Below are 13,435 nucleotides of genomic sequence, written 5' to 3'. Positions count from 1 at the left end.
TCCTCTCTCATTTAAATGCTTTCCAAAACATTTTTTTCGCAGGAAGCTCTTGTTTCTCCGCCGGTGCATCAGGTTCTTTTACCAGAGCCTTACGTCTTAATGACGGTACCGGCAGCGGCTTTCTTTTCATTCGGGTATCTTTTTCTTCCCAAGCTTCCAGAATGACGTGGGCGTTCGTTCCGCCGTCGGCAAAGCAGTTGATGGCTGCTGACGGTCTGGATGCATCCCATTCGCCGGCTGTTTTATGAAAATGAAAATCTGTCTTTGTTATATCAAAATGCGGCATCGGTTCATCTCCTGAGAGGAACGGAACCGTTTGTTTATGCTTCAGCATTAATACGACTTTAATGAAGCTTGCGATGCCTTCTGCGCAAAGCGGATGCCCGATGTTCGGCTTAATTGACCCGATGCCGAGCGGAACATGCTGGCCTGAGCGGTATACGGATTGAATCGCCTTCAGCTCAAGCAAATCAGTTACAGCGGAACCCGATCCGTTTGCTTCGATATAACTGATGTCTTCCGGCTTTTTGCCGCTTTTGAAAAGCGCGCTTTGCATGACATCTTTTTGCGCCTGCATATTAGGAGCTGACGGGCCTGCCGTTCTGCCGTCATTGTTCATGGCGGCGGCCTTAATGACCGCGTGTATCGTGTCGCCGTCTTTTTGCGCCTGGCTTACTGTTTTTAACAGCACCATGCCGACGCCTTCACCGAGGACAACTCCGCCTGAACGCTTGTCAAATACGTGAAATGCCGGTTGTTCGTTTAACAGTCTGCGCTCTTGGAACATCCGGTGCGCAGCATCCGTGTTCAGCAGGCTGACGCCGCCAACTACCGCCGCTTTGATATCGCCGCTTCTCAGTGCCTGAACGGCCATGTTTATTCCTGTCAAAGCCGATGAACAAGCCGTATCAAGCACGATGCTCGGCCCGCGCAGATCAAAAAATTGCGAAACGTTTGCCGCTAAATAATTCTGCCCGCCCGCAACGATCGGGTTGCGGGTATTCGCAAGACTTTCAGGATCAGGCTGATGCTGGCTGCGGCCTCCGATATACACACCGGCTTCTATGCCCTTGATTTCTTCACGGGTATAGCCGGCATGGCACCAAAGTTTCAAGCTCTCTTCCAACACCGCCAATGCCTGAGGATCCATCGCTTTCGCGTCGTTTTCCGGAATGAAAAAGAATTCGGAATCAAAGTGATCCATATTGTCAATCAATCCCGCAACGTATTGATTTGCATATCCGAAACGTTCCGCCGGGACTGAGCCGATTGCGGACCTGCCGCTTCTCAGCAAGTCCCAATATTGTTCTAACGATTCCGCTCCCGGAAAACGGCAGCTCATTCCGACGACGGCAATGTCTTCAGTTACGGCATCACGCTTTTGTTCAGTGTGAACCGTTTGTACGGCAGCCGGAACCAACAATGCTGTATCAGGTTCCTCCCTTTCTGCAAGCAGCGGCTGCCCATTGGATACAAGCCATTCGGCAAACGCGTCAATCGTCGGATGTTCATATAAAACAGACGGATCTAAGTCCTCTTTGAGCGCTTGATTCATTTGCTGTAAAAGCTGCGCTAAAATGATCGAATCAACCCCGTAATCCTGAAACGGTTCGTCTGTTTCCAGTTCTTCAGGAGCGATTTTCAGCTCATCGGAAAACAGTTTCACAAGCCACGCCTTCGTATCAATAAGCAGTTCTCTGTCTGAATGTTTTTCAGCGGCTTTGCCGTTTATTACGGCTTCAGTCTCTTTTTGTTTTTTCTCTTGACAGAGCAGCCTGTCAGGATGCCATTCGCTCCGATCAATGATAGCCGGCAGAACGGACGGGCGGATGTTTTCAGATAAAATGCGGTCCAGCAAGTCAAGTCCTTCCGCGTTGGACAGTCCCAGCAGCCCGGTCTGCTTCAGGCTTTCTGTGCGGACTTCACCCAATCCGGTTTCCTTCCAGTTCGGCCATTGAATGCTGACTAACGGATATTGATGCTGATGAGCCGCCGCGAAATAATCCATGTACGCATTTGCCATCGCATAATCCGACTGTCCCGCCGCGAGCGCCGGAACGACTGCAGATACTGAAGAAAATAAGACAAAAAATTTCAAAGGATCATTTGTGAAAAGGCTGCTTAATGTTTGAAGCCCGGCGACTTTCGGTTCCAGCACTTCTTGTATATCGTCAGCAGTCTTTCTGATAAACGCCGGATTTACTGAATTAACCGATCCCGCACAGTGAATGACGCCGCCTATCGGTCCCATCGTGCGCCGGATCGTTTCAATTTCCGCTGCCGCCGCATCATGATCAGACAATTTCAGACTGATCACCGCCACCTGCACTCCTTTTGCTTCAAGCTCTTCAATCGCCCGTATCTTCTCTTTCAGCCTCGTATTAACGGCTGACCGTTCATCGCGGGGAGGAATCGGCTCCCTGCCTGTCAGCACTACTTTTTTCACGCCGTGTTTTTCTGTGAAATGGCGGGCGCATAAGAGACCCAGTCCCCTCGTGCCTCCGGTAATGAAAAGCACATGGTCTTCAGGAAACGGTGCGGGCTTATGTTCTGCTCGCTTCCCGCTTGGAATCTCCCTGAATAAAGCACGGTATCTCTGTCCGTTTCGGCGGCAGATTTCCGGTTCTGTGCAGTCCGCCGAAAATTCATCTGCAATCTGTTTGGCAAGCGTCTGCTGATCCGTATCTGTACCGGCATCCATGTGTCTGGACGTCACGTTTTGATACTCATTTTGAAGCATTCTGTACAGGCCGCTTTTTGCCGCTCCTGCAAGTTGAATCGTTTTCTGCTGAAATGGCTCCAAGCCTTTTGTTACATATAGCAGCGTCAGCGGCCGCGCCTGCCGGCGGCTTGTATCAATCAGAGTCTGGATCCGGCTGATCCCTTTCAGTGAAGGGTCTTCGTCTCCGCATCCCGTCAGATCGATTGCGCCATCTATGTGATTCCAATCGCTAGCTGCAGTGGCAGCCGAATCGACCGGGAGAATGAACGAGTCAGCGAAATGTTTTGCAGTCTCTTCTGCTAGCTCCGCTGTTCTTGCATCAGCCAGAATCATGACCGTCCTGCCGCTTTTCTCACCGGCCGAATCGATCTCACACGGAACCCATTGCTTTTCTAAAAGCACAGCCTCGCGCCGGTCTTCTGTTTCCTGCGGTACGGCTTTCGGCTCAGGCAGCCAGTACGGCTCCTTCGCAAATGGGTAAGCCGGCAGACTGATTCTGCGGGGTTTTTCGCCTTGATAGAGTCTGTCCCAGTCCATCTGAAGCCCTTTGGCCCACAATTCCGCTATTTTGGCGTATTTTTTCTGATCGAACCATGACCTCACAAGCTGCTTCAGGTCATCGTCCGTTTCAAATGCTTTGATTTCTTTTTTAGCCGTTTTGATATGGGCTTGATATATCCCTTCACCCGTATTTCCGTTTACAAAATCGGTTAAACGGCTGACCAGTTCTTCTCTCGAACCGGCTGTAACCGCAAGACGGTAATCCATCGCATCACGCCCGGTTTGAAGCGTGTACGCCATATCTGAAAGATTGATATTCTGATTGGCTTTTGCAAATTCGATCACAGACTCGGCATAGGTTTTTACCTGAGGCGCTTTTTTCGCCGACAGCACAAAAATGTTTGTCTCATCAGGCTTACGGCTTCCCCGGTCTTTCGGCTGATACTCTTCGATAACGAGATGAGCGTTTGTGCCGCTGTAGCCGAATGAGCTGACACAGGCCCGCCGCAGTGCTCCGCCTGTTTCCCAAGGTTTGAGTTCGGTATTGACAAATAAAGGCGAGTCATCGAAATCAAAATGTTCATTCGGCGTGCTGAAATGAAGGGTCGGCACAAGCTGCTGATGCTTCATCGACAGCAGAACCTTCTGGACGCTTGCTACGCCTGCCGCCGCCGACGTATGCCCAATATTCGATTTAACCGAACCGATGGCGCAAAATTGTTTGCGGTCCGTTTTTTCCTTAAATACAGAAGACAGGGCTTCTAATTCAATCGGATCCCCCTGCTTTGTGCCGGTGCCGTGCATTTCCGCATAGGTGATGCTCTCAGGGTGGATGTTGTGCGCTTCATACACTTGGCGCTCTAAATCCATTTGGCTTTTCGCGCTTGGTGCGGTAATGCCGTTGGTTTTTCCGTCCTGGTTAATTCCAGATCCGATAATGACTCCGTAAATATGGTCTTGATCGGCTTCCGCATCTTTCAGCCTCTTCAAAACGAGCGCCCCCGCGCCTTCGCCAGGCACAAATCCGTTCGCACTGTTATCAAATGCTTTACATTGGCCGTCAGGAGACAGCATTCCTGCTTCACACATGCTGATGTATGATTCAGGCGTTAAATACAAGGTCACACCGCCGACAAGCGCCATGTCAATTTCATGATTCAACAGCGCCTGACGCGCCAAATGAGCCCCGACGAGAGATGAAGAGCATGCCGTATCGATCGGAATGGCCGGCCCTTTCAAATTGAGATAATAAGGCAGGCGGGCCGCCGCGATGCTGAAACTGTTGCCCGTCGCGCTTCCTCCTGTCTGATGTTTGTTTAACATCATGCCGTATTCATTGTTCATAATCCCCAAATAAACGCCGCAATTTTTCCCGTTTAATTCTTTTGAGCTGTAACCCGCATCTTCAAAGGCTTTAAAACCTTCCTGTAAAAATATCCGGTGCTGCGGGTCCATAAGTTCCGCTTCAGACGGAGATATATTAAAGAACAGCGGATCAAACTCTTCAATGCCGTCAAGCATACCGATTGATCTGCAGTATACTTTGCCCTTCTTGTTTAAGGCCGGATCATAGTATTTGTTTACATCCCAGCGGGAAAGCGGGATGTCGCGAATGGCGTTTTTCGCACGGGCTAAGTTGTCCCAATACGTCTTTAGGTCCGGCGCATCCGGGTACTTGCCCGACATGCCGACGATGGCTATCGCGTCCGCTATCTCGTCTTTAGGCTCCCGTTTGGCCTGCACCGGTTCAGGTTCCTTTTGAATCGTTAATCTCTCCGGCTCGGCAGGTGTTTTCTCCTGCGGGGCATGTTGCTGCGTAAGCGGCTTTGGACGTACGGGAACCGCCTGTTTTTTTCTTCCGCGGACAGACGGCTGCGTACGCAGAAAATCGGCAAATTGACGGATTGTCGGATAATCATACACTTTCGTTACGTTACAGTCCGTGCCGTACCGTTTATTGACGGCCTTTATCCATTCAAGACCGGTAATCGAATCCATACCCAAGTCAATAAAGGCCTCATCAATATCTACTTCATGCCGCTCCATGTACAATACATCAGCCAGTGCTTTTGATAACTCATCATGCACCGCTTCAATCGGTTCTTCCGGTTCGGCGGAAGCTGCCGTTTCTGACATCGCCTCCAGAATATCCGCTTCTGCTTGTATCACATGCTGCTTATGAGCGTTTAAAGGCTGCAGCATGATGTTTGACGGTTTTTTCACGGCCTCTGTTTTCTGCGGTTCGGTTGCTTCCTCAAGGATCGGTTCTGTCCCGAGCTCTTTTTGCAAGAAAGCCGCAAACTGGCGGATTGTCGGATAATCATATACTTTCGTCACCGTAAGGGACGTGCCGTATGCTTTATTAACAGACTTTATCCATTCAAGACCGGTAATTGAATCCATGCCGATATCAATAAATGTGTCGTCTGCGTCGATATCGTCGGCATCCATATATAAAACGTCTGCCAAACTTTCGGTCAATACGGCACTTACTTTTTCAGCGGAAACCGCCGGACGGGAAGCGGGCTGTACGGTTCTTTTCGGTTTCGCGCCGCTCAAAGACTGCAGTGTAATATTTGACGGTTTTTCTTTGGCAGTCTCGTCGTGAAGAGTTGTTACTTCAATGACCGGTTCCGGGGCGGCCGCCGGTGCGAGCGGCGCAGACTGTGTTTCGGCCGGTCTTTTGACAGCTGCATCTGCTGATATGTCGATCCAATAACTGTCTTTTGCAAACGGGTAGGCCGGAAGACTGATTTTTTGCGGTCTGCCCATTTGATACAGCTTATCCCAATTCAGCGGAAGGCCCTTCACCCAAAGCTCTAATACCTTTGCGGCTTTGCCTTTTTCAAGCCACGTCTCAATGGTTTTTTCCATGTCCTCATCAGCCGCAAACAGCGCCATCGTGTCTTTATTCTGTTTGACTTGTCCGCGGTAGAGCTGGTCAATTGACTCCTTGCCGCCCGTAAATTCGTCAAGCTTCTCTTCAAGCTCGCGCAAATTGCTGACAATCATTCCGAGACGCTCTTCCATCGGTTCACGGCCGATTTGAAGCGTATATGCGATCCGGCTCAGATCTGCTTCCCGGTAACGCCCGCTCCGCAGTGCATCAAGAAGACGTTTCGCCTGTTTTTGAAGCCGTTGCTCATTTTTCGCAGAAAGGACGATCATCGACGGATGAGGCGCAGCATAAGCCGTCTCCTTATCCTCATCAGCGGAATATTCTTCGATGACAATATGAGCGTTGACGCCGCCGGCTCCGAATGAGGAAAGCCCCGCGGTTCTCGGCAATTCTTTATTTACTCCGTTTTCATTTATGACCGGTCTTTTCCACTCTTCAAGCGTCTGCTGCACTTTGAACGGCGTACTCGGAAAATCAATATTCGGGTTAAGCGTCCGGGAATGCAATGACGGTGCGAGCTGCTTATGCTTCATTTGCAGGAGCACCTTCGTCAGCCCGGCGATGCCCGCCGCGCTTTCACAGTGGCCGATATTGGATTTCGCTGAGCCGATGGCACAAAACTGTTTATCTTGTGTTTGTTCTGAAAAGGCTTTTGTCAGACCCGTGATTTCAATCGGATCGCCGAGTGAAGTCCCGGTGCCGTGGGCTTCGATGTAGCTGACCGCCCTCGGATCGGTTCCCGCGTCTTTTAACGCCTGTTTGATCACCGCGGCTTGGGCGTTCGGATTCGGTACGGAATACCCGTTTGTTTTTCCATCATGGTTCACGGCCGTTCCTTTGATCAGGCCGTAAATATGATCACCGTCCGCTTTCGCTTTAGAAAGCGGCTTAAGGAGTACGGCGCCCACTCCTTCACCGGGCACATAACCGTCTCCGCCTTCTCCGAAACTTTCACATCTGCCTTTGCTTGATAAAAATCTGTTCTGGCCGAGCATCAAATATTTATTCGGATGAACGGATACATTGACACCACCGGCAAATGCTGCCTCGCATTCCCCGTTCCGCAAGCTTTGGCATGCCAGATGAATGGCTGTTAAAGAAGAAGAGCACATCGTATCCAGAGCCATGCTCGGGCCGTTAAAACCGAATACATAGGAAGCCCTGTTCGCAATTGATGACGGATTTCCGGTCAGCGCAAGCGATTTTCCGCGCGCCTGTTCTTCGGCTCCGTAAAGCTGATATTCCTCGTACATGACGCCGACGTAAACACCGACATTGGCGCCAAGCAAATCACCCGATTTTTCCGTGAGCTTTTTGCGCGTGTAACCGGCATCTTCCATCGTTTCGTAGACACATTGCAGGAATAACCGCTCCTGCGGGTCCATCAATTTTGCATCCCGGGGCGAAATAGAGAAGAATTGCGGATCAAATTTGTCCACGTCTTTCAAAAATCCTCCCCATTTTCCGTACGTCTTGCCTTCTTTATCTTTATCAGCGTCGTAATAAAGACTGTGATCCCAGCGATCGTTTGGAATTTCGGTTATGCAGTCAGTGCCTTCACTCAAATTCTTCCAAAATTCCTGAAGATTTTCGGCCTGCGGATATCGTCCTGATATACCGATAATTGCGATATCTTCACGCTCTGTCAGCTGCTGATTTTTCCGCGTGTCTGGACGGACTTGCGCAAAGCCTTTTTTGCCTTCATTCCGTTTGAAAACGGGCTTTACTTTCGCTTTCTCAGACAGCGCAGGTTTGGCTGCAGGGGTTTCTTCTGTTTTCATCCCGGTCACTTCCAGCAGCGTGTCCCGGTGTGCTTTCATAAAATACTGCGCCAGCGATTCGATATTCTGGTACTCGAAAAACAATGTTTTTGATAATGAGCCGAAGCTCTTTTCCAGCCGGCCCGTCAAATGCATAATCATAATCGAATCAATTCCGTAATCTTCCATAGGCGCCTTGGCATCAATTTTGCCGACAGGAAGTTTGGTCACTTCCGAAAGCACTTGTTTCAAGAAATGCTCCGTTTTTTCTGCAAACATGTTCTCTCCGCCTGCTGTAAGACCTGCCGTTTCTTCCGTTTCGCTGCCCTTATCCGGCTGATCATCCGCTGATTTTTTCAGAAACGCCCGGATTTTTGCGGCGTAGCCTTCCGTCACCATGACTTGGGATGTGTTTGCCGCCCACCCGCGGTATAAAGCCTGAATGCCGTTTTCTGTTTGCATAGGGACCATGCCGCTTTCTTTTGTCAGCATGGCTTCCGTTTCAGCATCAACCGTCATGCCGCCGTCTTTCCAAAGCGGCCAGCAGATTGAAAGGGTATGTCCATAGCGTTCATTTCGGGCTTTTTTACGGTTTCTTTTTTCACTGAAGGCGTTCATAAACGCATTGGCCATCGCATAATCAGCCTGGCCCGCGCTTCCGGCGCTTCCGGCTCCGGAAGAGAAAAGAATCAGAAAATCAAGCTCAATGTCCTTTGCCGCTTCATCAAGATGAACCAGCCCGGAGACTTTCGGCGCCAGTACATCACGGATTTCATCTTTGTGTTTTTTCAGAATATAGTTGTCTTTTATCGTTCCGGCGCTGTGTATGATACCGTTTAATCCGCCGTACTGCCGACAGATGTCCGCTGTGAGCGATTGAACTTCTTGTTTTTCCGTTATGTCCGTTTGTTTGTACACGGCTTGCGCGCCGAGATCGGACAGTTCTTGAAGCTGGGCTTTTTTACGGTTATCCAACAGAGAACGCCCCGTTAAAATAAGAACGGCGTCTTTTGCATGCCGGGCGATTTCTTTGGCGAATAAAAATCCGAGTCCGCCCGCACCGCCTGTGATCAGATAAACACCTTTATCCTTCCACGGCTTTTCGGCGCCGAACTGTTCAAGCCCTGTTTCCTGCCATTGTGCCGTATAGCGCTTGCCGTTTTCATAGCGAATATGCTTGTCATCAGGATGAGCGCTGCATTCTTTTACATATCGTGACAGCGTGTCTGCCTTGACGTCCGGCTCCAATTCAATCAGCTGGCCGGTCAGGTTCGGGTTTTCAAGCGCCGCTGTTTTCAAAAGCCCCGTTAAGCCGCAAAGGAGCTGCGTATCCGCTTCTTGAGGCACGACAATCTGTATGAGCTCGCGCCCGCCGGAATTTGAAGAAAGGATTTTCTTCACTTCTTCGAACGCCTGAAGCGCACAAGCTTCAAACCGTTCGTCTTCACTCTTATGCTGATCACGGAGCACATGACAGCTGAAGTCCGTCTGTATGCTGTTCATTTGATCCGTAAACCTGTCAGATATCATCACGTGACGGGCTTTGAAATGGATCGGCGCTTTTTCATGTACAGCGGCCTTCTCTTCCCATACGTGTTCAAAAAATAGTGTATCTGATTTATCCGTTTCAATTTCCCGTGCGGAATAACCAGTCATTTTCACACATACATTGCCTTGTTCGTCACATACATCAATATCCAGCTTCTGCACGGCATCTTCAGGCTTGCTTTCGCCGCTGTACGCAATGGAAACCCACATATCGCTTTTACAGCTTTTCAACACATCAATCTGTTCGAGAGCAAACGGCAGCATCGGCCGTATGTCAGTCCCGTCTCTGTCAAGCATTAACCCGATTGTCGCGTGGAAGGCCGCATCCAAAAGGCTCGGATGGAGGACAAACTGATCTTTTGTATGAGAAATAGATGACGGGAGTGAGAGCTTCGCGAGCACTTTGCTGTCTTTTGCATAGATTTCCGTGACCGCTTTGTGAGCATCCCCGTATTCAATCCCCATCTGTTTGTATGCCTGATAGCAAGCGTCAGGTGTGATCAGACGGCGTGACTCTCTTAATTTGTCAATCTCGATTTTGGCCGGTTCGCCCGCTCGGACAAACGCTGCGCTTCCTTGCGCATAGAGTACGGGTTCTTCTTCCGAGGAAGCCGATTCACTGTAAACCGTAAATCCCATCTCTCCATTTTCTTCGTCATAAAGGCGGAGATACAGTTCTGAGGACTCATCCGCCGCTGTAAACGGACGTATCCATACGACATGTTTCAGACGGACTGTTCCTTCTTCCTTCGTTTCTGCCGCGTGTTCAACGGCCGCCCGGACCATTTCCAGATAAGCCGCGCCCGGTAACGTCCGCTCGTTTTTGACGACGTGATCTTTTAGGAAAAATTCTCCGCCGCTAAACGAGGACCGAAAACGGACGCCTGACATGTTTGATACATTTTCATGCAGGAGCGGATGCAGCATGCCTGCATTTTTTTGCGGCAGCGATTCTCTTTTCTCCGCCTTCGGCACCCAATACCGGATTTTTTCAAACGGATACGTCGGCAGGCTGATCCGATTCGGTTTGTTTTCACCGTACAAGAGATTCCAATCCATCGTTCCTCCGCCGGCCCACTTTTCGGCAATCATCTCCAGTCTCCCGGAAGAAAGCCATTTATGTATCAAGTCCGGAGCAAGCTCTGCCTGTTTGCTTTTATCGGCTCGGTTCCGCCAGCACCCGCTGACCGTTTTACCCGCCAGAAAGCCTTCCAGCCGCTCTTTGAGCTGTGTCATATTCTGAGCGGTGAACGCAACCCGCTCCTCCATCTGTTCACGGCCGATCTGAAGTGTATACGCCGCATCCTCAAGCGGCAGGCCGGGATGAATAAATGCAGACAGCTTCGCAACATACTCTTTTAGCCGTTCTTCATTCCGGGCTGAAACCGGGAAAATGAATGTCTGTTCTTCTGCCGGTTCAGCATTTGTTCCGTGTGATTCTTCAGGGATAAATTCCTCCAGAATGAGATGCACGTTTGAACCTGTCGCCCCGAAAGAGCTGATGCCCGCACGCCGGGGATATACGGTTTCGGTTCCGTTTTCCGTCACTGATGGCTGCTGCCATGCTTCGGTATGATGCTGGACGTAAAACGGTGATTGTTCAAAATCTAAATACGGATTCAGCTCCTCCGAATGAAGAGACGGCACCAAAGTTTTATGGTGAAGCTGCAGGGCAACCTTGCTTAAGCCGCTGATGCCCGCAGCCGATTCCGCATGGCCGATATTGGACTTCACTGATCCGATCGAACAGAACTGTTTGTCCTGTGTGTACTGGCGGAACGCCTTGACAAGGCCTTGAACCTCAATCGGATCGCCGAGAGAAGTTCCCGTCCCGTGCGCCTCAATATAACTGACCGTGCGCGGATCGATGCCCGCTTTGTCCAGGCATTCTTCAATCAAATCAGCCTGCGCGACAGGACTCGGCACGGAAATTCCGCTCACTGTCCCCACGTGATTGACGGCACTGCCCTTTATCACCGCATAAATCCGGTCGCCGTCTTTTACCGCCTCTCGCAGCGGTTTTAATAAAACGGCACCGATTCCTTCAGCCGGTACATAGCCGTCTCCGTCTTTCCCGAATGTATGACAAACCCCGTCTGTTGAAAACATGTCCCATAAACCGTATGTCAGATATTTATTCGGATGCAGCGACAAATTGACCCCTCCGGCAACCGCCGATTCACATTCCCCGCGCCGAATGCTTTCCGCAGCAAGGTGAACCGCAGTCAGCGAAGATGAACAGACCGTATCGACCGCCATGCTCGGCCCGTGAAAATTGCAAAAATATGAAACTCTGTTTGCGATTTGCGCATAATTAAGAGAAAGCGGGAATACATGATCTTCAGAAGAAGCTTCAGCCCCGACCAACGTATAATCCTTATGCATCACCCCTGCGAAGACGCCGACGCGCTGTCTCTTATTCCGTCCGCGCGCCTCTGCGAGCGACTTCGGCGTATATCCGGCATCCTCAATCGTTTCCCAGCATGTTTGTAAAAACAGCCGTTCCTGAGGGTCCATTGTTTCAGCTTCCCGCGGCGTAATCCGGAAAAATTGGGGATCAAAGCAATCCGGATCATCAATAAATCCGCCCCATTTTGAAATGCTCTTTCCGGAAGGCGACTTTACATTTTCAAACCGGCGCCAGTCCCAGCGAGACTCCGGAATTTCGGTGACACAGTTTTTTCCTTCTTTCAGGTTTTCCCAGAATTGATGAATATTTTCGGCCTGCGGGTAGCGGCCGGCCATGCCGATAATCGCGATATCTTCATCTTGCGGAACACTGCTTTTCCGTCTTCTCTCTGTTTGCGGCTCAACCGGCTTCTCCATTTTTGCCGGAGACGCGCTGAAATGGCTCCCGTACTGCTCAGTCAGGAAAGCTGCCAGCTCTGCTGCCGTCGTATATTCAAACAGCAAAGTCGGAGAAAGGGTTTCGCCGATTTTTTCGCTGATCGTTTCGACGACGTCAAGCAGTCCGGACGATGTCAGCCCCATTTCATAGTAGCCGACTTGAGAATCAATCTGTTCAAGCGGCTTGCCGATTTTTTCCGCCATCAGATTCATGACATACCGCTCTGCTTCCTCATGCGGGTGTCCGCCTTCAAGCGATGCCGCAACTTCCGGTAAACCGGCTTTTTCAGGAGACTTCTCAGCAGTCTTTCGTTCTGTATTGATCAGCTCGGCATCCCGCACGAGCTTGCTTGTGAAATCTTTCAGCTCGGCTACTTTTCGGCCGGATGCGTTAAAAAACTCCAGTGTAATGTAAATGAGCTCCTTTTCCTGCCGAAGCGACGAACGTTTGATTCTCGTGATGCAGCCGGCCTGCAAAGGTTCGGAAGCTGTAAAAGATTCGTAGAAAAGAGGCAGAAACAGCCTCTTTTCCCCATTTAACAGCGATGAGATCAATAGGTTTGCGCCGACGCCGCTTCCGTCAAGGAGAGTCGGATGGAACAAAAACCCCCCGGCCTGTCCCATCGCGTCTTTTCCGAGCGATACATCAAAGATGACGCCGTCCCGCTCCTCAAACACTTCTCCTTCTGCTTTCATATATCCGCTGTGAACCAATTCCTGGCTTCTGCATTGTGCATACAGCTCATTTAAATCGATGGTGCGTTCCGCCTCGCGTTTGACAGAGTCAAGATCAAGCGTGTCACTGAAAATTGCGGGTGCCGTCTCGTGCATTTCCGCTTTGACGTAAATACGTTCTTCCGGCTGTACTCGTCCGCCGCTGACCTCAGCCCCTTTTGCGGTAAGTTTCCAGCGCCCTTCTTTTACCTTTGTACATTCAACCGTAAGCTTGACGGCGCTGTCTTCTTTCGCAATAAGCGGCTGATATATGGATAAATGGCGCAGCTGAAGCCCGTCGTATGAATAGCCGCGCTCTTTGAAAATCTGATAAAACATATCAATATAAGCCAATCCCGGAAGGACTTTTTGTCCGTAAACGTCATGATGTAAAATAAACGGATTTTTCAGCGATAAAGTGATTTGCTTATTGAAGTTCTTCAC

General features: G+C 50.2%; 1 protein-coding gene. It reads right to left on the bottom strand.

What is annotated here, in order from left to right; genetic code table 11:
- Nucleotides 1-7: 7 nt before the first annotated feature.
- On the bottom strand, nucleotides 8-13,435 hold the full coding sequence (locus tag BR62_RS0116375; RefSeq protein ID WP_032871523.1) for a type I polyketide synthase: 13,428 nt from the start codon (nucleotides 13,433-13,435) through the stop codon (nucleotides 8-10).

Source organism: Bacillus sp. UNC69MF (genome assembly GCF_000746035.1).
GTDB classification, from domain to species: Bacteria; Bacillota; Bacilli; order Bacillales; family Bacillaceae; genus Bacillus; species Bacillus velezensis.
Note: the sequence above shows the minus strand (reverse complement) of the source record. Positions and strands in the feature narration are given on the sequence as shown.